Source organism: Jeotgalibacillus terrae, from assembly GCF_016908195.1.
In the GTDB taxonomy this organism is placed as follows: Bacteria; Bacillota; Bacilli; order Bacillales; family Jeotgalibacillaceae; genus Jeotgalibacillus; species Jeotgalibacillus terrae.
This window is the reverse complement of sequence record NZ_JAFBDK010000008.1, coordinates 24,468-50,444: the sequence shown is the minus strand read 5'-3', so window position 1 is coordinate 50,444 and position 25,977 is coordinate 24,468. Positions and strand designations below refer to the sequence as shown.

Here is a 25,977-nt window from a genome sequence, read left to right as displayed (position 1 = left end):
ATTTTAGATGATCATTAAAGCGTTACTCTGCCGGATTCGACACTTTCGATCTCAATAAGCTGATAGCTTGTGAGAACAGCAAGTGCTGCTGATGTGTTATACATTTGTTCAGGTGTTGCGTTAAGACGGATGCGGCTGTAAGTTTTACGTTTTGTTACTGCTTTCCCTTCGCCGTTCAGACCTGCGTCAAACAGTAAACGGATGCTGACATTTTTCACTGATACGTTTGCCATGCTGATCACCTCCTTTCACTCACTAGATCGTAAGTGAGGGCGGAAAGGGATACCCAGGGGTGAAGTTTTTTTGGAAAGGGTTGGGCCGGGTTGGGGTTCAGGAGATAATCGTGTGTGTTCAGGAGATTACGGGTCTGGTTCAGAAGATTACTGCTGATGATCATGAAATTACACGGGACGTTCAGGAAATTTTAGCTGTGGTTCCGGAGGTTGTGCCATTGTACCCACACTTGGACCCCTCTCACCTCAAAATAAACGACCCATCTCTACACAAAAAAAGCCCGGACATAATTGCCCGGGCTTTCAATCTATCAAGCATTCTGTTCAGTTTTAATCGCCATAGCCGGACCGAAGAATTCAAAGTTGATCTTTTCAGCCGGAATACCGATTGCTGTCAGTGACCGGATCACAGCTTCCATGAAGGGAACCGGACCACACACGAAGAATTCGCCATCAAGGTTGGCTGCCTGCTTCAATACATCAGCGTTAATGAAGCCTGTGAAGTCACCATCAAGTCCTTCCTGCTCGTAGACGATATAGCTCTTTCCATTTGAAAGCTTAGCTACAGTTTCCTGCACATCGCTGCCGAACGCGCGGACGTCCTGATTACGTGCTGCATGAATGAATGTTACTGGACGATCGGCATTTTTCTCAGCGATCGACTTCAGCATACTGTACATTGGCGTAATTCCTACGCCACCACTGATGAGTGTCAGTGGATGCTCATCGTGAATATTGCAGAAGAAATCCCCAGCCGGCACACTTAGTTCGAGTGTGTCCCCTTCTTTTAATTCATCATGAAGAAACGTTGACACGCGACCATTTGGATCCTGTTCCGCTTCTTTTTTAACGGAAATTCTGTAGTAGTCCGGTGTGTAAGAAGTGGACAGGCTGTACTGGCGGTTCAGCATATACTCATCACCGGGAATTTTTGTGCGCACTGTAACGTACTGTCCAGGCATGAATTCAGGGAGCTTTTCCCCGTCAGCAGGCTTCAGATAGAAAGAAGTAATGAGTGAACTTTCCTGTTCTTTCTTGGCGATCGTGAAATTTTTAAAACCTTCCCAGCCGCCTTCAGCTGAAGCTGCTTCATCGTACATATCTTTTTCAATAGAGATAAAAGCATCAGCAATGACGCCATACGCTTCTCCCCATGCAGTTAAAATGTCGTCTGTGGCAGCATCGCCTAAAACATCTTTGATCGCCTTCAGCAGGTATTCTCCTACAATTGGATAGTGCTCAGGCAGTACGCCGAGGCTGCGGTGCTTATGCGCAATCTTTTTGACAGCAGGAATAATCGCTTCAAGCTGATCGATATGCACTGCGGCAGCGTATACAGTATTAGCAAGTGCCGTCTGCTGGCGGCCCTGTTTCTGGTTCGCGTGGTTAAAAATATTTAACAGTTCAGGATGAGCTTCAAATAGCATTGAGTAAAAACGCGTTGTGATTTCAGTTCCTTTTACCTCAAGAACAGGTACCGTGGCTTTAACTGTATCGATTGTCTGTTGAGAAAGCATGTTATCAATCACTCCATTTAAAGATGTATTTTTAATATATCTTAATGATAACTCATTAGATATTAAAAGCAATATAACAAATACATCTTTAATAAAATCGTCACAACTGTGCGTCGTTTTGGCAGTCAGGTGTCTTTACATGTATAATAAAATCTCAATAAGGAATAGGGTGAGGTTAATGAAGTTAACTTTATATACAGACTACTCTCTGCGCGTACTGATCTATCTTGGCGCGAAGCCGGCAGGGGAGCTATCCAATATTCAGGAAATCGCAGACGCTTATCAGATCTCTAAAAACCATCTGATGAAAGTCACACATGAATTGGGAAAGCTTGGACTGATTGAGACAATCAGAGGAAGAAAAGGCGGTATCATGCTTGCTAAGAAACCTGAGGAAATTAACGTTGGCCGTGTAGTCAGAAAAACTGAAGATCACTTTGAACTGGTGGAATGTTTTCAGCCGGGCGGGGGACATTGCGTGATTTCTCCTGTATGCGGTCTGAAACATGCACTGGCAAAAGCATTGCAGGCTTATCTCCAGGTGCTTGACGAATACACACTTGCTGACCTGGTACACAATCCGCTTGAGCTCCGCAGCCTGTTTCAAAACGATTAAAGACAAAGTCTTCAATAAGGACTTTGTCTTTTTTACATATTAACTAAAGACAATTCGTCACGCATTGTTTACAATAGGATTATAGGAATAAAGAATTAATCACTTTTTCAAGGACTATTATCATAATAAGTGAGGTTATCCAATGTTAACATTCAAAAGAAAAGAGTCTTCTTTCTACACTGCCCCTATGTCCTACCCGCCAAAACAGGAAATTGCAAAAACTAAACTTGAATTGAATGACAGACTATATTATATGGGATTTAAGCAGGAACATTTGCAAACGCTTCAGGACCTTCGACCAATTATTACTTCTATTTTGGATGATATTTTAGAAACTGTACTTGACCATCTGATGAAAAGTCCGGAAATGGCTGTGATTGCCCGTGAAAAATCTACACATGACAGGCTGAAAAAAGTGTTTGCTGACTATTTCAGAAGCCTGCTGAGCGGAGATCTGGATGAACAGTATTTTGTAATGCGTAAAAGAATGGGCGAAACGCATAACCGCTCGGGCGTTCCAGTTACCTGGTTTCTGGCTACTTATTCAGCGTTTCAAACACTTTTAATTCCAAAAGTAGTTGAACAGCTGCAAAAGGATCCTGCAGCATTGCAAAAAGCCCTGCTGGCAGTAACACACGCAATGAATCTGGATGCACAGCTTGTGACTGAGCATTATATGAAGATCAGAATGAATGCAATAGAAGAAGCGAATCAGCACAATGAGCAATTACAGGCTGAAATTGCTTCTGTCAGCCAGGAAGTCGCTGCCTCAGTGACCCAGGCGGAGCATACAATTACAAAAACCAGCGAAAGTGCAGCTCAGATCCTTGAAGAAACCGGCCAGACGGAAAAGTCCAGCAAAAATCTCGCGGGAATCGCGAAGGAAAATGAAATGCTCATGAATGAAATGGAAAAACAGTTTGAGCAATCTGCTGAAAAGGTTGGTCTTTCAGTTAAAGGTATGAATGAACTGAAAAACACTTCAGAAGAAATTATTAAAATGACACATGGTATAGAAGATATTGCAGATCAGACAAACCTTCTGGCACTTAATGCATCTATTGAAGCCGCTCGTGCAGGAGAGCATGGTAAAGGGTTTGCCGTTGTAGCGAGTGAGGTAAGAAATCTTGCGGAAAACGCAAAAACGCTTAGTGGGCAGATTAATGGTCTGATTGCACAAAACAACAATGGTATTCAGTCTCTTGTTACACAGCTGAAGGAGTTAAACGAAGAGAATAATGCTTCTCAGGATAATGTGAAGAAGGTAAAAACAGGCCTGTCCACTTTCCAGATGGAGATGGAGAATTATCTTGAGATGTTCAGCAGAAATAAGCAGGACCTTGAAATGATTGTATCATCTATTCAGGAAGTTAATGATACGACACGCGGGCTCTCACTTGCGACAGAGCAGCTCGTCAGAAAAGCAGAACAGAAATAAACCGGCCCTCAGCCGGTTTTTTCTATGCGTGCGTTTACCGCTTCGTTTGTTACTTATTGTATATTTCAGGGTATAGGATAAGACTTGAGAGAATAAAGGAGCGGGTTTGTAATGGAAAACAAAAGACCGGTTGTCGCACTGACTGGAGCGACAGGTTACATAGGTGGTAATCTGCTCGAGCAGATTAAAGAAAAAGCAGATGTGATTGCACTTTCCAGAAGCGGTGATGATAAAGAAAACACGGAACAGGTCACATGGCGTTCTGCAGATTTCTTTTCAATGCCTGATGCTGAAAAAGCACTTGAGGGAGCAGATTACGCGATTTATCTGATTCACTCCATGAAACCTGCTGCAAAGTTAACACAGGCTAAATTTGAAGATATGGATCTGATTCTTGCAGATAACTTTGCCCGTGCAGCAAAAAAGCAGGGAGTAAAGCAGATTATTTATCTGAGTGGGATTGTGCCTCAAAATGAAGAGCGTAATAAATTAAGCCGGCATCTGCGGAGCAGACTCGAAGTTGAGAAGGTGCTCAGAGCCTACGGTACACCGGTTACAACGATTCGTGCCGGGCTGATTGTAGGGCCAAAGGGCTCTTCATTCCCGATTCTGTCAAAGCTTGCGAAGAGGCTTCCTTTTATGCTGCTGCCAAAATGGACACGTACAAAAACACATCCGATTGCCCTTAAAGATGTTGTGGGATCCCTGAATAAGAGCGTAGGTAATGAAGAAGTAAAAGACCGGTCAATTGATGTCGGCGGGCCAGAAGTGATGACGTATAAAGACATGATGATTCAGACGGCTGAAGTGCTGGGTAAAAAGCCAAGAGTGGTGGATGTACCGTTTATGACTGTTAATCTGTCCCGTCTTTGGGTCATGCTGGTGACAGGTGCTTCAAAGGAAATGGTCTATCCGCTTGTGGAGAGTCTTCAGCACCCGATGGTTGCAAAAAATAAAGCTGAAGGAATCAGCGATGGGAAGATTTCATTTAAAGAAGCTGCTGAAACTGCTCTTGAGGAAGAAGAGAAGGATTCAGGGGCACCGGATTATCTGAAGCCGAATCCAAGAGGTAAAGACGTGCGCTCTGTTCAGCGTGTTATGCTCCCGGAAGGTAAAAATGCGGAGTGGGCAGGCGAAGAATATTTGGACTGGCTTGCGACACTTGCAAAACCGCTATTATGGACAGAAGTGGATGATGCCAAAAAAGGACAGATATTTTTAATCAGTAAAAAGAAACCGCTGCTGGAATTGTCATTCGCACCTGACGAAAGTGATCAGCACAGGGTGTTATATAAAATAACCGGCGGCCGTTTTGCCTCCGTAAAAGATGACAGCCGCGGAAGGATTGAATTCAGACAAATCCCGGATACGCAGGAATGCATCATCGCTATTCATGAATATGAACCGGCGATGCCGTGGTTTATTTACAAGTATACACAGGCAAATGTCCACTTGATCGTGATGTATTTATTTAAAAAGCATTTGGAAAGATTAATGAAAAGTGAGCGGCATCATGAGGATGAAGGTGCTGGAAAACAGGTAGTGGAAGCTTAGGAGGGGTTTAACATGTTCAGGCAGAGGTGGAAATTGATTCTGCTTTTCTTTTCAATTTTCTTCTTTTTCCTGACAGCAGTCAGCCTGCTGATGACTGGTACAGGAAGTGACTTATTCATCGGCAATGCGTATGCAACTAATTTGTTGCTGAGTCTGGCACTGCTGTTTATGGTCCTGTACATCGCTGCCAGGTTCAGAAGGAAAGAATAGTATATAAAAAAGAAGGCTGGATTAGGACAGCCTTCTTTTTTATATACTGATAACGAAATAAATAGCAAAAAGAATAGCCACAATCAGCACAAAAACACCCAGCAGAATCACTGTGTATCGTGAAGAGTGAAAGGTCTGATTGTTGATAGATTTTGCATTTTTGAAATAGGAGATCATTGAAAGAATAATCGTTAATATACCAAGAAACACTGAAAAGAAACCGATAAAATTAATAAATGAGTCAGTATTAGAAGTGCCGGACGTTTCAATTGTATAATGGAGGTTTGTCACTAAAAAGCCAATCCCGATTAAAGCAATCGCTGTTCTGGTCCAGGCAAGCATTGTGCGTTCATTAGCAAGATGCTGTTGAATCAGTGTCTTTTCCACGTCATGATCCTTGTGCATAGAGAAGCTCCTTTACATACCAATTTACCTTATATTTCCCGTATCCCTGATATAAAAACAAAAACTCCTGCCTTCATAGACAGGAGTTTTTGTCAGTCTTCATGCTTCATAAATGCAAGTAGTGCAAAAAGAATGAAACTGACGAGCAGTGTCACACCGCCGCCGATGTAGACAATGAAATAAAACGGCTGAGGAACTGAAAATATATCCATGATCATTCCTGATGTTAAGCCGATCGTACCAATGATCGCTGTATACACATGTGCAGTGGCAAGTTTTTTGGATACCGGTTTGAATACGCGGTAATAGACTGCCCATGAAAATAAAGAAAGCCATCCTACAACAAGAATATGTGCATGGGCTGCTCTGAAAGCGTAGTCATAGGAACCGGCCATATGACCGCCGATTCCTGCACCAATCATGCCGAAGATCGCTGCAGTTTTTAATAATAAGTTGCTGTGCTTTTTATGCATGTAAGTCCACTCCTTTTTTACAATGATCACCTTTTCATTCTATCGGGTAATACAGAGCTCTGCCAGCTTACAATATGACAATTGAGAGAAAGATAAATTTTAAATTTTTTTTTATAAAAAAGTGATCCGTTTTGATATTTGCTTCGTTTACTGTAAGTGATTAATTAAAATAACATACATTCATTCTTGAAAGGAGGTGAGTGCGTGCGTAAGTGGTGGGTTACTTTATCCATGATGACAGGATTATTTTTATTGCCTGCATCTGTATCAGCTGAAGGATTGTTGTCAGGCGTGACGGACAGTTTGACCGGAGAAGAAAAATCTGAAGAGCAGAAAGAGACGTCTTCGCTGCTTGGAGATACTGTTTCTTCTGTCGTTGATAGTGTTGATCAGGTTACTGAACCGGTGACCGAAGCAGTTGAGGAAACACTGCCTGATGTGAAGGTTGATGCCGGTTTGGCAGAGGTAGATACGTCAGAGGGTGTATCTGTTTCCACACCCGCAGCTGATGTAAAAGTGTCAGCTGACCAGGGGGTTGAGGCAGAGACAGCAGTAGCAGAGGTGAAAGTATCTGCTGAAGAAGGTGTTCAGGTCGATACACCGGTTGCTGAGACATCAGTATCGACTGAACTTGATATTGAAGCCGATACACCAGTTGCCGAGGCAAAAGTTTCAGCAAGCGATGGTGTCGAGGTAAGTACACCTGTAGCAGATGCGTCAGTATCAACTGACCTTGAAGTCGAAGCTGAGACTCCTGTAGCAGAGGCGAAAGTTTCAGTGAAGGAAGGTATTCAGGTCGATACACCTGCAGTAAATGCGGAGGCTTCAGAAGACAAAGGCGTTAACATTGAGACAACACCAGCTTCTGAAGAGGTTCCGGCAGTTTCTGAACAGGAAACAGAAGAGACGATTAGTCGTGATGATTCGGATGTTGCGATTGCAACTCCAGTGACATCAGAAGAACCTTCACAAAATGAAGACGAGGTACAGGTGAATCTAACTGAGCAGGCTCCTGTTGAAAGCAGTAGACAGCAAGAGCAGTTAGTTGATGAAACTGTCCCGAAACCAGTTGCACCGGCTAAGCAGCCTGCAGATTTTGATGCAGCATTTGTAACAGAACCAGATGATGTAGTTTCTGCAGTATTCCCGGAGCGACAGGATGAGACGGTCCCGGATATTCCTGAGCAATCTTCGAAAGTGACAGTACCTAATCAGGCGGCAGTTACACCTTCACCATCATTCAGCGGTGGAGGAGCTTCAGGCCCTGCAGGAAGTGCAGGAAGCGGATCAGCACCTGCTGTCACTGCAGTATTTTTTGAGCAAATCGGTTCAATTGAAGAAATTGAAGTCAGCACATATGTAAGTGAAAGATTTTTATTTGATCAATGGCTGAACGCACCGCCGTCTCAACCACCAAAATCCCCTTCTTTTTTCGGAAATAACATCTAAAAAAACGAAAAAAGAAGGAGAGAATAAATCATGAAAAATACAGTTAAAGCATTTACAATCGCAGGTACAGTAGCATTCGGACTTTTAGTTGGCGGACAGGCAGGACAGGCAGAAGATCGTGATGGTCTTCTTAGCGGAGATCTTTTAGATGACGTTTCAATTCTTGAGTCTGAGGAAGGGTCACTATCAATCTTAAATGATATTGGTTTGACAGAATCATCAGATGATCAGGAAGAAGTAAACACTGAAGGTAACGCTGAAACAGATGTCAACCTGGAAGTCCAGGGCTCAAACGACGAGGAAAATGTTTCAACTGAAGCAGAGGTTTCAAATGATGTAAATACTGAAACAGCTGTAAATGAAGATGAAGTCGATGCAAGTGCAGATGCACAAACAGATGCTTCAGTAGGTGTAACAGCTGAAGGAGCAGAAGAAAGTGCAGAAGTAATGGCGGACGCTTCAAATGATGTAAACACAGACGTGATGGTAAACGAAGACGAAGTAGCAGCTAACGCAGATGCACAAACGGATGCTTCAGTAGATGTAACAGCTGAAGGAGAAGAAAGTGCGGAAGTGATGGCGGATGCTTCAAATGATGTGAACACAGACGTAGTAGTAAACGAAGATGAAGTAGCAGCTAACGAAGATGCACAGACAGATGCTTCACTTGGCCTAACAGCTGAAGGAGCAGAAGAAAGTGCGGAAGTAATGGCGAACGCTTCAAATGACGTGAACACAGATGTAGTAGTAAACGAAGATGAAGTCGCTGCAAACGCAGATGCACAGACAGATGCTTCACTTGGCCTAACAGCTGAGGGAGAGGAAGAAAGTGCGAAAGTGATGGCAGAAGCTTCAAATGACGTGAACACAGATGTAGTAGTAAACGAAGATGAAGTCGCTGCAAACGCAGATGCACAAACGGACGCATCACTGGGCTTAACAGCTGAAGGTGAAGAAGAAAGTGCAGAAGTAATGGCGGATGCTTCAAATGATGTGAATTCAGATTTCGTTGCAAATGAAGATGAAGTGAAAGCAAATGTTTCTAATGATACGACTGCAGGTTTCGGTGTGAAAGCTGAAGATGAAGAAAGCAGCTCTTTCCTTGGTGGGGACCTGTTCAACAACCTTGATGGTGCTTTTGAGTCAAATGATGACATGACATCAGGTTCATTAGATGCTGTTACTGGCGGTACATTTGGTGCAGGATTTGAAGATGAAGATTCAAAAACTGGATTAAATGGTATTCTGGTTAATGATCTGTCAGGTTCTTTCGTAAGTGAAGAGGATGAAGATTTCATGTCTTCTCTTTCAAATGACACAAACCTTGGTCTAAATCTTTCAAACGAAGATGAAGAAGATCGCTCTTCTTTATTTGCTGATGTAACAAATGCACTTGATCTTGGTCTTTCTGAAGATGAGTTTGGTGTTGCTACTGATCTTGGTGTAGCATCAGGACTTTCTTCTGAGGATGAAGATAATGGATTTGCATCTAATCTTGATTTGGGCCTTGGTCTAAACCTGATGCTGGTTGATAAAGAAAACAAGCATAACGGTTCTTTTCTAAGTCTTCGATAATCAGGTAATAATAAAACCGGACTTCCTTTTGGGAGTCCGGTTTTATTATGAATAGGATTATTTATTATGCATTCTGATGTTCTTTTACAGGGAACCAGCCCTTCGTGTTCACGATCGCCTGCCATAGTGGCTCCGGAACAGTCAGTGTTTCGCGGTCATCTACTGAAAGCGATGTTCTGATCTCCTCTTCACGACCGGTTTCAACCTTCTGAATCCAATCAGGTTCGACAATGATTTCACGGCCAAGTGCTATTAGCGGAACGCCGCCTTCCATTGCTTTTTCAACATCATCAGGTGTATGAAGTGAGCCTACACCGATAATCGGAAGCTTTTCACCGATACGGTCCTGAATCAGCTGGACGCGTGATGCAGTATCTGATTCATCGCGCATTGATCCCTGATGAAAATCCTGTACAGAGACGTGAAGATAGTGCAGATCCTCTTGAGCCAGGCGGTCTGCAAACGTCAGTGTATCTTCTGTTGTAATACCTGGCTCTTCACGTTCTTCAGGTGATAAACGATAGCCAACGATAAATGAATCGCTGCCGTGTTCTTTCACCGTCTTGTTTACTTCATCAATGACAGCCAGCGGGAACGTCATACGCTTTTCAACAGACCCGCCCCATTTGTCATCACGTCTGTTTGAGTGTGGAGAGAAGAATTGCTGGATCAGATACGTATTAGCTCCATGAATCTCAACACCGTCAAATCCGGCTTCGATTGCGCGTCGTGTCGCGTCACCGAAAGCCTTAATGATCTGTTCAATTTCTTCATTAGTCAGTTCGCGTGGCGTCATCGCACCTTCACGGACAGGTGCCACAGCACTGGCACTTACTGTCTGATTGTCGGGAAGAAGCTCTGGTGGTGACATTCTGCCTGCGTGGAAAATCTGCAGAATTGCTTTCGCTCCTTCTCCCTTAATTGTATCTGCCAGCTTCTTCAGACTTGGTACCAGGTCATCACGATGTGCACCAATCTCACCATGGAATCCTTTTCCATCATCAGTTACGTTTGCAACAGCTGTTAAAACAGCGCCTACACCGCCTGAACGTACGCGATAATATTCAAGCTCTTCCGCTGTTACCTCACCGTTATCCTGTGAAGAAAAATTCGTCATAGGCGCCATCAGCACTCTATTCTTAAGCGTTACTCCATTTTTAAATGTGAATGAATCCATAAATTTTCTAGTCATATGATTAGCCTCCTCTTTAATGTGGCGAAATGTAATTACAACACGAAGATTATTATAAGGGGTATTTCGTGTAACTAAAAGAAACCTGCTCAGTGAATGTGCAGGTCAGCTTGATTCCCATTTTTTGAGTGAAGGGTAAGGATCATATGCCCATTGGTTTTTTCCGTTATCAATATACATTCCGTAATGAAGATGTGGAGGGAACTTGCCGCTTGTGCCTTCTTTTCCATATCCGGAACTGCCAACATAACCGATTAAGTCACCCGCTTTTACGATATCCCCCTGCTTCAGGTCTTTTTTAAAGCTGGAGAGATGGGCATAGTAATGATACACATTATGAATATCTCTTAACCCGACGCGCCATCCGCCATAATCGTTCCATCCGAGTGCTTCGATCTTACCGAACGTAGTTGCCAGCACAGGTGTACCATACCCTGCAAAAAGATCCGTCCCTTCATGCATCCGGCGGCCACCCCAGCCGCGTTTACCTCCCCAAGTGCTCCTGTAACTGTATAAATAATCTTTTTGAAGTGGAAACACATGTGTGTAAAGGTCGAGCGTATTGAAGTTTTGATACAATTCAGCAATCGTCAGGATCTGACTGATGGATTCTTTGCGGTCGTAGTAGGCTTTAAGTGCTTCTTTAAAAGAACTGTAGCTATTGATATAGTCCGCCATTGAACCGAATATGTCTTCAGGATCAGTGGGGTCCGCTTTGCCGTCTCCATTTATATCCTGACCGATTCCTCCGAAAAATTCTATGAAAAACGGCGACTGGTTTGACGTATCAGGATGAAGAGGACCGAACCAGCGCTCATCTGGAATTGTAAGTGCAAGGGGACCTTCTTTTTTCTCAATATCCTGGCGCAGCGGCTGGATATTCCGTTCAAACTGGTCAATCGCAGCAAGGTAATACCATGGCACACCCTGATGATGATAAGCACTATAATAAGTCAAACGTTCGTTTAAGAGCGTCGCACGCTGATCTTCAGCAGATGCAGCTGAATAAAATAGCAAAAAGCTGACTGTTGCCGCTAATATTGTTTTCATTTGATCACCTCGGGAGTAGTATGTGCAGGTGAGTGGGAGAAGATGTAGTGATTGTTGTGGGGGATGTAGTGATCCGGGCTCAGGATGTAGTGATACACACGGGAACTTGTAGCTTTCTCCAGCTGATGTGTAGCAATCAGACAACTTTGATGTTTATATCTACAAAGTTAGTTGCAGCAAGACTCCACTTGGTGGTTCTGAGAAACTGGACGCCTGCTTCCGCTTTTCGATATTGTCCAGCTCCAGGCGCTAGCTCCTCGGGTCATAAGCCACGCATCGGTAAACGGGAAAGTGCACCCGTTTTCCGCTCCGCGTCTTATGCCTGTCGGAGCTGACCAAGCGCCTTCCGCTTTTCTCGATCCAGCTCCAGCAGGCAGGGGCTAGTGTACTTCCCTCAGCTCCTTAAGATAAGTCAACATCGATTCACTACGTTCATCGTGTTTCCTTTATCTCAATCCGCTTCAGTCCAGCACATACGCCCCTAAACGCCTGCTTCCGCTTTTCTTTGATCCAGTTCCAGCAGGCAGGTCCTCGGGTCATAAGCCACCTTGAGAAAATGGGGAAGGGCACCCATTTCTCTCAAGGCATCTTATGCCTGTCGGACCTAAACGCCTGCTTCCGCTTTTCTTGATATATGACACTTGTCATATCTTATTCCTTACACTCATGACTTATTTTATTTTGGGGAAAGCTTTATGATGAGGTCATAAGAGTTACAGGAGGAGGAAAACATGAGTAAACAAAAAACAGCAGAGTTACGAAAAAGTGTCTCTCCTTATGAAAAAGCAGATATGAAAGCAAGCATCAGACAAATGATTAACACGATACCGCCGTTCTTTATATTATGGTTTTTGGCATACCAGAGTCTTGAGATTTCTTATTTCCTAACATTAGGTCTTGGGGTCATTGCAGCAGGGTTTGTCGTAAGAATCTTTATTATCTTCCATGATTGCTGTCACGGCTCATTCTTTAAAAATAAAAAACTGAACAATCTGGTTGGTACTTTATCTGGAATTGTCACGATGTTCCCATATGAAAAGTGGAAGCGTGAGCACTCTATTCACCATGCAACAAGTGGTAATCTTGATAAGCGTGGCACAGGGGATATCTGGATTATGACAGTGGAAGAGTACAAAAAGGCTTCATGGAAAGAGCGTCTCTCTTACAGAATGTACCGCAATCCTCTTGTGATGTTTGGACTTGGACCGCTTTACTTGTTCCTTGTGACAAATCGCATGAACAGAAAAGATGCGCGTAAAAAAGAGCGTAAGAATACGTATATCACAAATGCTTCGATTGTTGTCCTGTATGCTGGTATGATTTTATGGCTTGGTTGGGAAGCGTTCCTGCTGGTTCACGGACCGATCATGTTTATCTCAGGGTTCCTTGGGATCTGGCTGTTTTATGTACAGCATCAGTTTGAGGACTCGTATTTCGAGGATGAATCTGAGTGGGATTATGTTAAAGCAGCGGTTGATGGAAGTTCATTTTATAAGCTTCCGAAAGTGCTGCAGTGGGTAACAGGTAATATCGGGTATCACCACGTGCACCATTTAAGCCCGAGAGTGCCGAACTACCACCTTGAAAAAGCACATGAATCAACGCCGCCGCTTCATCAAGCAACGACAATTACGATGAAATCAAGTCTGGAATCAATTAAATTCCGTCTTTATGATGAATCGCGTAAAACGTTTGTCAGCTTCAGTGAAGTAAAACGACAGATTAAAAAAGAGAAAATGTCACTCGAACTGCGCCGCATGCAGACGAGGTCTTAACAATAGCAGCGCCCGCCGGTTTTCTGAAAACCTGGCGGGCGTTTTTTGTTACAGCTGTCATGGTTGAGCTATTCAGTCTTCTGAACAACCTGCCACACGTGCTATACTGATAACAAGAGAAAGGCGGAGTTTGAGTGCAGAAATGGTATAATATTTTTCCGAAAAATACAGGTCTTAACATATATATATGGATTATCTTTTGTATGCTGCCTTTTTATTTTATTTTCAGATCATCCGGATGGGTTGAGATCATTACCGGTGTTGCAATGATTCTGGTGTTTTTTGCAGCTTACAGACTGACGTACTTAACAAAGGGATGGGTGAATTATGTCTGGGTAGGGATTGCAATTGCCATCAGTATCGCGATGACAATCCTGTTCGGCTTTGTTTATTTTGCGATTTTTCTTTCATTTATGATTGCGAGTGTACAGCATAAGGTCGGATTTTTCACCCTTTATGGCATATTAGTCGGTTCAACGATTATTACCGTCAACATTGCCTTCTTCACGCAGGATCAATTGTTTTTCACACAGTTCCCATTTGTACTGGTCAGTATTATCGGGGTGATTTTGCTGCCGCTTAATTCATATAACCGGATTAAGAGAGAAAAGCTTGAGGGTCAGCTTGAGTATGCCCAGAAGCGGATCTCTGATCTGATGGTGATGGAGGAGCGTCAGCGTATTGCAAGAGACCTTCATGATACTCTCGGTCAGAAGCTTTCACTGATCGGGTTGAAAAGTGATCTGGCTGCAAAGCTGATTACTGCTAATCCGGACGGGGCAAAAAGTGAGCTGAACGATATTAATCAGACGGCCCGTACTGCGTTAAAGGAAGTGCGTGAACTTGTATCTGATATGCGCGGGACAAAACTGGATGAAGAGATGACGCATATTCGTGAGCTATTGCACGTAGCACAGATCAAGCCTGAGATTACAGGGAATCCACTGCTTGAGAATGTACCGCTTTTAGTGGAAAATGTGGTCAGTATGTGTGTAAAAGAAGCGGTAACAAATGTAGTGAAGCATAGCAGCGCAACACATTGTAAAGTAGATGTGACACAGTTGACCAAAGAGCTGAAGGTAACAGTTAAAGATAACGGAAAAGGCTTTTCAGGAGATCGCTCAGCTGAAGGGAATGGTCTGCGGGGCATGCGGGAACGCCTGGAATTTGTCAATGGAACACTCGATGTTGAAAGCGGACTTGGCACGGTGATCACCATTCATGTGCCGACTATACTTAGACAAGAGTCAAAGGAGGAAGCGCTATGATTAAAATTGTATTAGCCGAAGATCAGACGATGCTGCTCGGAGCGCTTGGCTCCCTGTTGGATCTTGAAGATGATATGGAAGTAATGGGTAAGGCGAAAAATGGTGAAGAAGCAGTTGACATGGTGAAATCACTGAAGCCTGATATTTGCATTATGGATATCGAAATGCCGCTGAAAACCGGACTCGATGCGGCTGAAGAATTAAAAGATGAGCCATGCAGAATCATCATTTTGACTACATTTGCACGACCCGGCTATTTTGAAAGGGCCAGAAACGCAGGGGTGAGTGGTTATTTGCTGAAAGACAGTCCGAGTGAGGAACTGGCGCGTTCAATCCGTACGATCATGGAAGGGCGCAGAATTTATGCGCCTGAACTTGTAGATATGGCACTGACTGAAGCGAATCCTCTGACAGAACGGGAACGTGAAGTGATGGAGCTGATCGCAGAAGGCAAAACAACAAAAGAGATTGCCGGTACGCTCTTTATTACGAATGGAACGGTACGTAATTATATATCTGTCATCCTTGATAAGCTTGAAGTATCCAACCGGATCGAAGCGATTTCCCGTTTCAGGGAGAAGGGCTGGTTTAAGTAAAATCATACGCGGAGGTTTAGTATCTGCCATTTGGAAAACCTCCGTTTCGTTTCTATACATACGAATGTGTTCAAACAAACTTAACACATGAAAAATCACGTATAATCATTTATAATAAGGATTATCAACATATGTGAATTTATTCACAATATCGTCAATAATCAATGATCGGAGAGATTTGATCTATGAATCAACTTTCGCAATATGCGAAGCAATATAAAGGTACGCAGCTGTTAATGACAGTCATTGCAATATTGACGGGCGCAAGTATTATTGCCCAGGCTTACTTTATTGTCAAAATTGTTGATGAAGTATTTTTGAATGGGTCATCATTTAGCAACGTACTCCCGCTGTTTGGATGGCTTGCTGTTGCACTGATTGCACGCGCGATGCTGACTTTTGCAAACGGCCGGTCAGGTGCGTGGATGGCAGCAAAAGTGAAAAAGCAGATCAGAGCACAGCTGCTAGAAAAATACGCGCGTAACCCCGTACAGGCTTCACTTCAGGGGCAGTCAGGGCGTAAAGTCAGCGTGTTAATGGATGCAGTTGATGAAGTGGACAGTTATTTCAGCAAGTATATCCCACAGTTGATTCTGACTGCGATTATCCCGCTGATGATCATTATAACAGCGTTCTGGTTTGACTGGATCTCGGGTACTGTGCTGTTAATATCTGCGCCGTTTATTCCGTTATTCTTCATTATTATCGGGATTAAGACACAGAAGAAGTCTGAAGAGCAGCTTGAACAGCTTTCTGCTTTTTCCGGAACATTTCTGGATACGCTCCAGGGGCTGACAACGCTAAAGCTGTTTGGACAGGCGAAAAAACAGCGCGATACGATAGAAGACAGCAGCCTGAAATTCCGTGATGCCACACTTGAAGTGTTGAAGATTGCGTTTATTTCGTCACTGGCGCTTGAATATATCTCGATGCTTGGTGTCGGACTGATCGCACTCGAGCTTGGACTGAGATTAATTTATTTTGAAAGTGTCACGTTTTTTACAGCATTCTTCGTTCTTGTTCTTGCCCCTGAATTTTATGTGGCAATCCGTGAACTCGGTAATGCTTTTCATACAGGGCGCGGAAGTATAGGGGCTGCAAAACTGATTGAAGAAGAACTGACAAAAGATGAAGATCGAGTAGTATGGGGAGAAGAAAAGCTTGAAGGGACTAAACCACCGCATATTTCACTGAACCAGGTCGCATTTCAGTATGGAGAAGACGGATTTATGATCGGCCCGATGGATGCTGATTTTAAGCCGTATGAAAATATTGCATTGATCGGGAAAAGCGGTTCGGGTAAGTCAACTGCGCTTAACCTGCTGAGCGGACTGATTGCGCCTTCTTCAGGTCAGATTATGCTAAATGGAAAAGCACTCTCTGAGTATGAGGAAAAGAGCTGGTTCGATCAGCTCAGCTATATTTCCCAGCAGCCGTTTATTTTTTCAGGAACGCTTGCAGACAATATTGCCATTGGAAGTAAACAGCAGGCCACTCGTGAAGAGATTGAATCTGCAGCTGAAAAAGCAGGGTTATTACCTTTAATCCAGTTCTTACAAAAAGGGCTTGATACACCGGTTGGAGAAGGAGGCAGAGGGCTTTCAGGAGGGGAAAAGCAGCGTCTTGCACTGGCGCGTGCATTTCTGAAAAAGCCTTCAGTGATCCTGTTTGATGAGCCGACAACCGGTCTTGATCTGAAAACAGAGCAGATTTTAACAGCGTCGATGGAAGAGTTGTCAAAGGAGGCAACTGTGATCATAGTTGCTCACAGGCTTTATACAATCAGACAGGCCGATCAGATTCTGATGCTTGAAGACGGGAAGCTGAAAACCCGCGGCGTAAACGCAGAACTGTTAAAAGAGCCTGCGTATCAGCAGATGGTGCAGGGAGGTGCTGCTCATGAATGAACTCGGAATCGTCTTAAGACAGATTGCTGCTGAGAAAAAGAATGTCTGGTATTCAGTATTATTCGGTTATATTGGCGGTGTAACAGCAGCCGGACTTTTTGCGGCAAGCGGTTATTTAATCTCTAAAGCTGCACTCCTGCCACCTGTTTATACGCTGACCCTGCTGATTGCGTTCATCAAGGTGTTCGGATTAGTGAAAGCCGGGTCTAAATATGGTGAACGTATGGTGTCACACCGTGCAACGTTTAATATTCTGGCCGGTATCCGCGTGCGTTTTTTTGAGAAGCTTGAACCGCTCGCACCGGGTATTTTTCAGAAATTCAGAAGCGGAGATTTACTTGCACGCATTACAGGGGATGTTGAAAGTCTTCAGAACTTCTTCCTGCGCGTCTATTATCCGCCGCTTGTCTTAATATTAGTATTTTTAAGTTCAATGATTTTTACTGCTTTTTATTCATTCTGGTTTCCGCTGATCTTTGCGGCAGGGCTTTTATTAACAGGGCTTGTCATACCGGCTGCATTTGCCCTGCGCAGACAGAAAATTGAAGAGCAGGTAAGAGAGTCGCGTGCTGCGCTGTCCACTGATACAGCTGAAGTGCTATACGGCTTCAGAGATCTGAAAATATATCAGCAGCTTGAGTCAAAAGAAGCCTCACTTCACCAGTCAGCAGCTGATTATATAGCCAATCAGGAGCGCAGCAGCAGCCAGGGAATGTTCAACCAGTCTGTTAATCAGGCAGCGGGATTATTGATTTCCTGGGGCGTGCTTGCTGCAGGAGTCTACCTTGTTGGTGAAGGACAGTTAGACGGCGTATTTCTCGCTATGCTTGTGATGCTGTCACTGAGTGTATTTGAAAATGCAGCACCCATGGCTGTTCTTCCTCCGCACTTAGAAGACAGCAGAAAGGCATCAGCGCGTCTGAACGAAGTAACGGATATGAAGCCGGTTGAAGCAGCGGAACCTTATGTGACGCTGTCAGAAGAAGCACCATCTATTCACTTTGATGCAGTTTCCTATACGCATGAAGGAGAAGAACGTCCGGCAGTAAACCAGGCTTCATTCCACATTCCGGCAGGATCTAAAACCGCAATTGTCGGCGCGAGCGGATCAGGTAAGTCGACGATCTTTCAACTGTTACTCGGTGTGCTCAGAACGTCTGAAGGTGATATAACACTTCAGGATAAATCAATCAGGCATATTCAGTCTGAGGATATCTGGGAAAATTCAAATGTCGTAATGCAGGAAAATCATTTTTTCTTCGGCACAATCAGAGACAATCTGCAGATTGCCAGAGAAGGGCTGACAGACGAAGAAATGCTGTGGATGCTTGAAAAGGTAAGCCTTACGAGATTCTCACTTGATGATCCGGTACTTGAAAAGGGTGAAAATCTTTCAGGCGGAGAGCGTCAGCGTTTGGCGATTACAAGAGCGCTGCTTAGAAAGCGCAGCTTATGGCTGCTTGATGAGCCGCTGAGTTCTATTGACAATGTCACATCAGCAGAAATTATGCGTTATCTAGGTGAACGTACAGAGGATGCGACAGTCTGCCTGATCAGTCACCAGCTGAGCGGCCTTGAGAAAATGGATCAGATACTTGTGATGGACGGCGGACAGATTGCTGAACAGGGAACGTATGATGAACTGATGACTGCACGTGGAATGTTTTATGAAATGAAACAGATTGAACAGGAGATTTTAGTGTAAAGTGTAAAACCGCCGATGAGGCGGTTTTTATTTTTGGAGCTGCGAGTGGGAGAAGGAAGTAAGTTGAGGTTATGACCAGCCGGGAGGCAGCAGTCAGCGCTCGAGATGTAGCGATACACCGGGTAACCTTATAGCAATTTCTGGCCAGAAGGTAGTGATCGCCAACAGAACATGTCGTATTCACCGTCCTGACAGCCTACAAATCATGCACGAAAATTCCTTCCATCTTTACCTGCTCAAAATCTCAAATCAATGATACGATAACCATACAATAGATTACGGGAGTCGAACGGACATGGCAGATTATTTTACAAGAAAGAAACGTGAGATCGGCGTGGAACTGAATGAGGTTCAAAAGCAGGCAGTCCTGCATGGGAACGGGCCTCTGCTCCTGCTGGCTTCACCGGGTTCCGGGAAAACCACGACCATCATGATGCGGATTGGCCATCTGATTGAAGAGCGTGGAGCAGATCCCGCCCGTATTAAAGGTGTGACGTTTAGTAAAGCAGCTGCTGAAGATATGAAGCAGCGCTATAAAAGGATGTTCCCGACGTTACCTGAGGTTGATTTTTCAACGATACACAGCCTTGCCTTTGCTGTGGTCAGAGATTACCTGAGAAAAGAGCAGAAATCATGGCAGCTGATTGAAGGCCCGATTGAAGATCCGGCAGACTACAAGGCGAATAAAAAACTGCTGCTCAGGACACTTTTCCAGCGTTTTAACAGTGAAGCAATGACTGATGATCAGCTTGAGGAGATGTCAAACTATATCAGTCTGATTAAAAATAAGCTGCTGCCACGTAAAAAATGGAGCACAGTTCAATGTGAAGTGGCAAATGCTGAGGCGATTGCAGCAGAATATGAAGCAGTGAAACGTGAGGAGCCTGATAAGCTGCTGCTTGATTATGATGATATGCTGACACTCGCGCTTGAAGCGTTTCAATCAGATCGAAAGCTGCTCAGAAAATACCAGCAGCGCTACGATCATTTACTGACGGATGAAAGTCAGGATACATCACTTGTTCAGCATGCGATTGTTGAAAAACTGGTGGAGCCTCACCAGAATCTGTGTGTTGTTGCGGATGATGATCAGTCAATTTATACGTGGCGGGCTGCTGAACCGCAGTATCTGCTTGATTTTAAAAAGGTGTATCCAAAAGCGGTTATTTTAATGATGGAGCAGAATTACCGCTCCACGCCGGAAATCGTCAACGCAGCAAATGAATTTATTAAGCGTAATAAAAACCGCTATGAAAAGAATATGTTTACAGAAAATCCAGAGGGAGAAGCTGTAAGGATTAAGGTATTTCCGGATTATGAAGATCAGGCTGCCTACCTTGCGCAGGAGCTTTCAAAGCTTGAGGATTACCGGGATGCGGCCGTACTATACAGAACGAACAGTTCTTCGATTCTGATTATGAATGAGCTTGAGCGTGCACGGATTCCTTTTTATATGAAGGATTCCGATGTGCGGTTTTTCAGCCACTGGATTGTGGAGGACATTCTTAATTTTATGAGATTGACCTTCAATAGTGGCCGGGTGGACCTGTTTGAGAAAATTTCAATGAAGTGTCTTGGGTACGTTACGCGTCAGCAACTCTTTGAACTCAGAAAGCAGCCGGAAGAAGGGTCAGTGTTTGACCGCCTGCTTCAGTTGAAATCTCTAAAAGACTATCAAAAAAAGCAGATCAACGGGCTGAAACGTGCTTTTGTCAGAATGGAGGGCGGGGAGCCTTATCATGTGATTCGTCTGATCAGAGAGCAGGCAGGATATGACCGTGCGCTTGAAAAAATGAGTGAGAACCTCGGATTTTCGCTTGAATATCTGCATGATGTCCTGTCAACACTTGAGCAGATTGCGCGCAAGGAAACAGGCATGGTTGCATTCGCAAACCGGCTGAAGCAGCTGGAATCACTGCTTAAAACATCCAAGTTCAATAAGCATGAAAATGCCGTAACCCTTTCAACGTTTCACAGTTCAAAAGGGCTGGAGTTCAAAAAAGTGTATATGCTCGATCTGATCGCTGATATTATTCCATCTAAAAACGATAAGACCGAACAGGATAAAGGCAATAAGGATCCGATGGAGGAAGCGGCACGACTCTTTTATGTCGGCATGACGCGCGCTGAAAAAGAGCTTGAACTGCTGTCCTACAGAAACCGTGCCGGCAGTAAGACAAATCCTTCGCCATTTCTACTGAGAGTCAACAAAATCATTCAACCGCCTGAGTCAGAACAGGTGGATGAGAGCAGAGTTCCTCAAAACCCTAATGCATTGCGGAAAGTATCTGACCTTGAAGTCGGCCGCAAAGTGAAGCACCGCGTCTTCGGAACAGGACGCATTGAAGGATTTTCCGAAGACGGACTTGAGATCCGGTTTTCTAAAGGAACAAAAAGGCTCGCAATTGACTTGTGCCTGACCATGGGCCTGCTTGAACCGGTGGAATAGTAACGAGTATACAAAGCCTCCAAATATTTAAGTGCCATATCGTTATATATTAACGATTAAGGTGAACGTAGCGGAAGGCGGTGACTCCAGCAGGAGAAGCGTGACAGCTAAGACCCCGCAGAGCGAAGCTCGAGGAGGCTTAGCGCACGCCCTGCGGAAAGCACCGCCTGCAGCGCAGTAAACCGGTTAGTAAAAAACATCCAAAAGGTGTAATATGGAAATAGGGGTGGTAAGATGCGTGAAGAAGTTGGTCAATGTATCAGATGCGGCAAAACAGTGTATTGTGCAGATGGTTTCCTCGATGGCATCTATCAGGACAAGGATCTTTACTGTCATGAATGCTGGGAGGAAATGAATGATGAAGACAATTGAAGATGCGGCGGCATTAATTGCACGTGCCAATCAGGATGCTGCGCAATACGTTGGCTATTGCGGCACTGATCAGGATGAAATAGCGAACACAATCCGTGAAGAATCGATGGATGATCACATGTACTGGATCGGAGACGATCTCTTAATGCTTGATTACGAAGAAGGCTCAGCTGAAATGTGGGGACCTTTTGTTCAAAGTGACACAGATTGGTCAGAACGGGCAAATGAACTTCTAAAAAAGGTTCCTGAAAACACGGTACTTTACGGCTTTTACGGCAGTAAAAACCGCCGCGCCATCGCATGGATGGAAAGCCTCGGAGCAGACAAAAAAGGAGAGGAAACCATCTTAAAAGCAGATCGTTTTCTTACTGAAGAATCAGCTTTACATATAGACGTTCAGCCATTTAAGGCACACCAATACGATGCTTTTAAAAAGCTGCACAATAACTCTTTTCCTGATACATACTATAACGCCGAAACAGTGATTGCACGGTCAAATGAGGACCGTCCAGTGCTGGTTGCATCAATCGGTAACGAGTTAATTGGTTATATTTATGCGGAATCTGATCCGGTATTTAAAGAAGCGTCAGTTGAATATCTGGCAGTGGATGAGGAGGCCAGGGGAAAAGGTACGGGTTATGCTCTGCTCAGAGAAGTAATGAAAAAACTATTCACTGAAGGGCAAACTGAAACATTAACGCTATGCGTCAGCAAATCCAACCAAACCGCAATCAGACTATACCAGCGGGCAGGATTCCAAATTGATAAAGAGCTGGTTTACTTCAAAAAACAAGGGTGAGACTATGTGTCTCACCCCTTTTGCATTATTCGTCGAGTCCAACCGAAATAAACTTCGTCTCAAGGAACTCCTCAATACCCTGATGACCGCCTTCACGGCCAAGACCACTCTGCTTAAAGCCGCCAAATGGTGCTTCAGGAGCAGATGGTAAGCCATCGTTCAATCCGACAATTCCGTATTCCAGCTGTTCGCTGATACGGATCCCTTTAGAAATGTTTTCGGTAAAGACATAAGCTGCAAGGCCATAGATCGAATCGTTGGCACGTTCAATGACTTCTTCTTCTGTTTTAAACGTCGTAAGTGGTGCAACCGGGCCAAACGTTTCTTCATTCATACACAGCATATCATCTGTCACGCCTGAAAGAACTGTCTGCTTGAAGAACAAACCATCACGAAGCTCGCCGCCTGTTTCAACCGTTGCGCCTTTTTCTTTTGCATCAGCAATATGTTTCTGAACCTTTTCGATCGCATCTTCATCAATAAGTGGTCCAAGGTCAACCCCTTCTTCAAGACCATCGCCAAGTCTCAGAGCTTCAACCTTTTCTGTAAAGCGCTTTGTGAATGCATCAGCAATGTCCTCGTGTACGTAAATGCGGTTGGCACATACGCATGTCTGACCTGCGTTTCTGAATTTAGTCGCAATCACGCCGTCTACTGCTTTTTCAAGATCAGCATCATCCATCACAATTGCCGGCGCATGACCGCCAAGCTCAAGTGAGATTTTCTTCATTGTATCTGCTGCGCCTTTCATCAGCGATTTTCCGACTTCAGTTGAGCCTGTAAAAGTCAGCTTTCTGACACGTGTATCTTCAAGCCATGCTTTACTGATATCAGACGATTTCCCGGTGACCACGTTCAATACGCCGTCCGGAATCCCTGCTTCTTTTGCCAGCTGGACCAAACGGAATGCCGTCAATGGAGTAGCTGTAGCCGGCTTAATGACTGCTGTACAGCCGGTTGCGAGTGCCGGTGCCACTTTCCTTGTAATCATCGCTGCCGGGAAGTTCCATGGTGTGATAACGGCTGTCACGCCGACCGGCTGTTTGTGAACAAATAATCGTCTTTCTCCTTTAGAGGAAGGAATCGTCTCGCCATAGACACGCTTTCCTTCTTCGGCAAACCATTTAATAAATCCGTTCGCATATGAAATCTCGCCGGCTGCTTCTTTCAGCGGCTTGCCCTGTTCGATTGTCATTAAGCGTGCGAGTTCGTCTGTATGCTCATCAATCAGGTCGGCCCACTTCATCAGCAGGGCGCTGCGTTCATACGTGTTGCGCTGAGACCAGTCTTTAAAGGCAGTATGTGCGGCGTCTACTGCTTTAACAGCTTCGTCTGTCCCGCCTTTTGGAACTGTTGCAATCGTTTCTGTTGTAGCAGGATTAATGACATCAATTGTTTCGAGATCCTGCCCTGTCTCATGTCCGTTTATAATATGAAGATATGTATCCAATGTGATCACTCCTGATTTTATGATTTACTCTATCTCTACCCTGTTCAATTTCAGTTCAATCTTAAAGTGCGGTATACTATGAATGTTTGATTATTTAAAGGATTGGCTTTGTTAAGTTTGGCTGTTGACTTCCGCTCCAGGGGAACGCTTTCCGCATGAGCCGTCTTTTGGCTCCGGTTCAATCGGACCTCCTCAGCGCGAGGCGCTTGCGGGGTCTCACCTGTCCGGCTTCTCCTGCTGGAGTCGTCCCCTTCCGCTGCAATCACCAGCTGTGCTAAAACAACATTTACCTTTAACAAAGCCAAACGACTAAAGCGAGGGATTAATCATGACAACTTATCATGTTCGTGCAATACATACAGCTAAAATTACTGAACTTACTTTTGGTAAAAAGACTTTTCCGAGTGCGCTGCTGAAGCGGCCGATTGAGAAAGAGATGTTTTTATCGCGGACGGGACTTGCTGAAGATGAACAGACACCCGAGCATCATGGCGGCACAGAAAAAGCGCTTTGTCTGTATCCATATGATCACTACGGTTTTTGGGACGGGTGGATGGAGATGCAGGATGGCAGTGCGCTGTTCGGGGAAAATATAACGGCTGTGGGTCTTGATGAGCGCAACACGCATATCGGGGACCGCTTTGAATTTGGCGAAGCAGTGATTGAAGTGACAGAACCGAGACAGCCTTGCTTTAAAATTGCCGCTAAATACAATAAACCTGAATTGATTGTAAGAATGAGAGAGTCCGGCTTTACAGGATTTTATTTCAGAGTGCTGCAGGAAGGAATGGTTAAGCCAGGTGACCACCTGAAACTGATCAGCAGAGATCAGGCAGGTGTTTCTGTACAGGAAGTGAATGAACTGCTGTTTTCAAAGTCTCCAACATCGGTCCAGTATGATCGCGTGCTTGAAGCGCAGGCTTTATCTAACACGTTAAAGCCGAAATTAATTGAAAAACGTAATCAACTATAGGAAATCAGGTGAAGAAATGACGCAATCGAATGCATTTATATGGCTGGTCTCTATTATGGTGGCGTGGGGGCTGAATGTTGTCGCTTTAAAAGTACTGGTAGAGGAATTTTCTCCTGTCGCGATGACATCTGTCAGAATTCTCACAGCAGGTCTTGTGGTACTGACTGTGCTGGCGCTCCAGAAGAAATGGACCGTTCCAGGGGTGAAAGACTTTGGGGTGATCCTGTTAATCAGTCTGTTCAATATAGTGGGTCACCACTACTTTCTGTCGATTGGTCTGAAAGGGACTACTGCTGTCAATACAGGGCTGATTCTTGGACTGATTCCCATTCTGACGGCTATTGCGGCTGTCATCTTTCTCAAAGCACGCCTTACCCTGCTGAAAGCTGCCGGGATTCTGGTTGGCTTTGGGGGTGTGTTCCTTGTTATGGCAGCGGGGAGCAGCGGGCAGATTCAAATTGCTGCTGGTGACTGGTATATCCTTCTTGCAGCTGTTACCCAGGCGATCAGCTTTGTATTGATTAAAAAGATCTCAGTAGACCTGAATGTGTTTGTCTTAACGGGCTGGATGATGATCACAGGGGCAATATTGCTGGGGATGATCAGTCTGCTTACTGAGCCGGGTGGTTATCAGTCACTGGTTCAGGGGGAAGGGTATCATTATGCAATATTCTTCAGCTCAGCATTTATCGCAACAGGTATCGGTCATATGATCTATAACAATGCGATCCGCCTGATCGGGCCGAGTGAGTCAGCTGTGTTTACAAATTTAAATTTGTTGTTTTCAATTACAGGAGCTGCGCTGCTTTTGGGAGAACCGGTGTATATAGGACAAATCGCAGGGTTCACACTTATTGTTGCGGGCGTTTTAGGCGGCAGTGGGGCAGTGGATCACTGGTTCCAGCGGAGTAGGCGTTCTGTAGAGGGAGATTAATATAAAGCCGATTAGCATTTAATGCTAATCGTTTTTT

23 protein-coding genes are annotated in these 25,977 nt (G+C 44.5%); 16 read left to right on the top strand and 7 right to left on the bottom strand.

The window, feature by feature from the left end:
• Nucleotides 1-14: 14 nt before the first annotated feature.
• Both JOD21_RS09620 and hmpA read right to left on the bottom strand, forming a co-directional pair.
• On the bottom strand, nucleotides 15-233 hold the full coding sequence (locus tag JOD21_RS09620) for a DUF1659 domain-containing protein (RefSeq protein WP_204729413.1): 219 nt from the start codon (nucleotides 231-233) through the stop codon (nucleotides 15-17).
• 311 nt (nucleotides 234-544) lie between these two features.
• Nucleotides 545-1,750, bottom strand: a complete 1,206-nt coding sequence (hmpA, locus tag JOD21_RS09615; RefSeq protein WP_204729412.1) for an NO-inducible flavohemoprotein — start codon at nucleotides 1,748-1,750, stop codon at nucleotides 545-547.
• A gap of 178 nt (nucleotides 1,751-1,928) precedes the next feature.
• On the opposite strand from hmpA, the gene JOD21_RS09610 reads away from it, so the two are divergent.
• From JOD21_RS09610 to JOD21_RS09595, 4 genes are all read left to right on the top strand, one after another.
• A complete protein-coding gene (locus JOD21_RS09610) occupies nucleotides 1,929-2,366 on the top strand; it encodes an RrF2 family transcriptional regulator (RefSeq protein ID WP_204729411.1) in 438 nt (145 codons plus the stop codon).
• A gap of 142 nt (nucleotides 2,367-2,508) precedes the next feature.
• Entirely contained in the window at nucleotides 2,509-3,804 is a 1,296-nt protein-coding gene (locus tag JOD21_RS09605; protein ID WP_204729410.1) for a globin-coupled sensor protein, read from the top strand.
• A gap of 111 nt (nucleotides 3,805-3,915) precedes the next feature.
• Entirely contained in the window at nucleotides 3,916-5,358 is a 1,443-nt protein-coding gene (locus JOD21_RS09600; RefSeq protein ID WP_204729409.1) for an NAD(P)H-binding protein, read from the top strand.
• A 12-nt stretch (nucleotides 5,359-5,370) separates the two neighbouring features.
• The gene (locus tag JOD21_RS09595) at nucleotides 5,371-5,568 is read left to right on the top strand and encodes a hypothetical protein (protein ID WP_204729408.1); all 198 of its coding nucleotides are present in this window, start codon (nucleotides 5,371-5,373) and stop codon (nucleotides 5,566-5,568) included.
• 39 nt (nucleotides 5,569-5,607) lie between these two features.
• Here JOD21_RS09595 and JOD21_RS09590 read toward each other — a convergent pair whose 3' ends face one another.
• On the bottom strand, nucleotides 5,608-5,973 hold the full coding sequence (locus JOD21_RS09590; RefSeq protein WP_204729407.1) for a YidH family protein: 366 nt from the start codon (nucleotides 5,971-5,973) through the stop codon (nucleotides 5,608-5,610).
• A 92-nt stretch (nucleotides 5,974-6,065) separates the two neighbouring features.
• Nucleotides 6,066-6,446 carry a hypothetical protein gene (locus JOD21_RS09585; protein ID WP_204729406.1) on the bottom strand — a complete coding sequence of 127 codons (381 nt, stop codon included), beginning with the start codon at nucleotides 6,444-6,446 and terminating at the stop codon, nucleotides 6,066-6,068.
• A 204-nt stretch (nucleotides 6,447-6,650) separates the two neighbouring features.
• Here JOD21_RS09585 and JOD21_RS09580 point away from each other — a divergent pair, with 204 nt between their 5' ends.
• Nucleotides 6,651-7,895, top strand: a complete 1,245-nt coding sequence (locus tag JOD21_RS09580; protein WP_204729405.1) for a hypothetical protein — start codon at nucleotides 6,651-6,653, stop codon at nucleotides 7,893-7,895.
• A 30-nt stretch (nucleotides 7,896-7,925) separates the two neighbouring features.
• On the top strand, nucleotides 7,926-9,470 hold the full coding sequence (locus tag JOD21_RS09575; RefSeq protein ID WP_204729404.1) for a midas domain-containing protein: 1,545 nt from the start codon (nucleotides 7,926-7,928) through the stop codon (nucleotides 9,468-9,470).
• Between the two features lie 64 nt (nucleotides 9,471-9,534).
• Here JOD21_RS09575 and JOD21_RS09570 read toward each other — a convergent pair whose 3' ends face one another.
• On the bottom strand, nucleotides 9,535-10,662 hold the full coding sequence (locus JOD21_RS09570) for an NADH-dependent flavin oxidoreductase (RefSeq protein ID WP_204729403.1): 1,128 nt from the start codon (nucleotides 10,660-10,662) through the stop codon (nucleotides 9,535-9,537).
• Between the two features lie 105 nt (nucleotides 10,663-10,767).
• Nucleotides 10,768-11,712: a M23 family metallopeptidase gene (locus JOD21_RS09565; RefSeq protein WP_204729402.1), complete on the bottom strand. Its 945-nt coding sequence runs from the start codon at nucleotides 11,710-11,712 to the stop codon at nucleotides 10,768-10,770.
• Nucleotides 11,713-12,443: 731 nt separating this feature from the next.
• Between JOD21_RS09565 and desA the strand changes: the two genes are divergently transcribed.
• From desA to JOD21_RS09525, 8 genes are all read left to right on the top strand, one after another.
• Nucleotides 12,444-13,487 (top strand): Delta(5) desaturase DesA, encoded by a 1,044-nt coding sequence (desA, locus tag JOD21_RS09560; protein WP_204729401.1) that lies wholly within the window; start codon nucleotides 12,444-12,446, stop codon nucleotides 13,485-13,487.
• A gap of 134 nt (nucleotides 13,488-13,621) precedes the next feature.
• Entirely contained in the window at nucleotides 13,622-14,755 is a 1,134-nt protein-coding gene (locus tag JOD21_RS09555; RefSeq protein WP_204729400.1) for a histidine kinase, read from the top strand.
• On the top strand, nucleotides 14,752-15,351 hold the full coding sequence (locus tag JOD21_RS09550) for a response regulator transcription factor (RefSeq protein WP_204729399.1): 600 nt from the start codon (nucleotides 14,752-14,754) through the stop codon (nucleotides 15,349-15,351). The genes JOD21_RS09555 and JOD21_RS09550 overlap by 4 nt, the downstream gene beginning before the upstream one ends.
• 185 nt (nucleotides 15,352-15,536) lie before the next feature.
• Entirely contained in the window at nucleotides 15,537-17,258 is a 1,722-nt protein-coding gene (gene cydD / locus JOD21_RS09545) for a thiol reductant ABC exporter subunit CydD (protein ID WP_204729398.1), read from the top strand.
• Nucleotides 17,251-18,963 carry a thiol reductant ABC exporter subunit CydC gene (gene cydC / locus JOD21_RS09540; RefSeq protein WP_204729397.1) on the top strand — a complete coding sequence of 571 codons (1,713 nt, stop codon included), beginning with the start codon at nucleotides 17,251-17,253 and terminating at the stop codon, nucleotides 18,961-18,963. The genes cydD and cydC overlap by 8 nt, the downstream gene beginning before the upstream one ends.
• Nucleotides 18,964-19,258: 295 nt before the next feature.
• A complete protein-coding gene (locus JOD21_RS09535) occupies nucleotides 19,259-21,412 on the top strand; it encodes an ATP-dependent helicase (protein ID WP_204729396.1) in 2,154 nt (717 codons plus the stop codon).
• A 234-nt stretch (nucleotides 21,413-21,646) separates the two neighbouring features.
• Entirely contained in the window at nucleotides 21,647-21,784 is a 138-nt protein-coding gene (locus tag JOD21_RS09530) for a hypothetical protein (protein WP_200889046.1), read from the top strand.
• Nucleotides 21,768-22,583 carry a GNAT family N-acetyltransferase gene (locus JOD21_RS09525; protein WP_204729395.1) on the top strand — a complete coding sequence of 272 codons (816 nt, stop codon included), beginning with the start codon at nucleotides 21,768-21,770 and terminating at the stop codon, nucleotides 22,581-22,583. Before JOD21_RS09530 ends, JOD21_RS09525 begins: the two co-directional genes overlap by 17 nt.
• Nucleotides 22,584-22,608: 25 nt before the next feature.
• Here the strand turns inward: JOD21_RS09525 and JOD21_RS09520 are convergent, their stop codons facing one another.
• Nucleotides 22,609-24,033: an NAD-dependent succinate-semialdehyde dehydrogenase gene (locus JOD21_RS09520; RefSeq protein WP_204729394.1), complete on the bottom strand. Its 1,425-nt coding sequence runs from the start codon at nucleotides 24,031-24,033 to the stop codon at nucleotides 22,609-22,611.
• Nucleotides 24,034-24,361: 328 nt separating this feature from the next.
• Between JOD21_RS09520 and JOD21_RS09515 the strand changes: the two genes are divergently transcribed.
• Together JOD21_RS09515 and JOD21_RS09510 are read left to right on the top strand one after the other, a co-directional pair.
• Nucleotides 24,362-25,006, top strand: coding sequence for an MOSC domain-containing protein (locus tag JOD21_RS09515; protein WP_204729393.1), 645 nt, complete (start codon nucleotides 24,362-24,364; stop codon nucleotides 25,004-25,006).
• A 16-nt stretch (nucleotides 25,007-25,022) separates the two neighbouring features.
• Complete coding sequence (locus JOD21_RS09510; protein WP_204729392.1) at nucleotides 25,023-25,940, top strand: DMT family transporter; 918 nt, start codon at nucleotides 25,023-25,025, stop codon at nucleotides 25,938-25,940.
• Nucleotides 25,941-25,977: the final 37 nt, after the last annotated feature.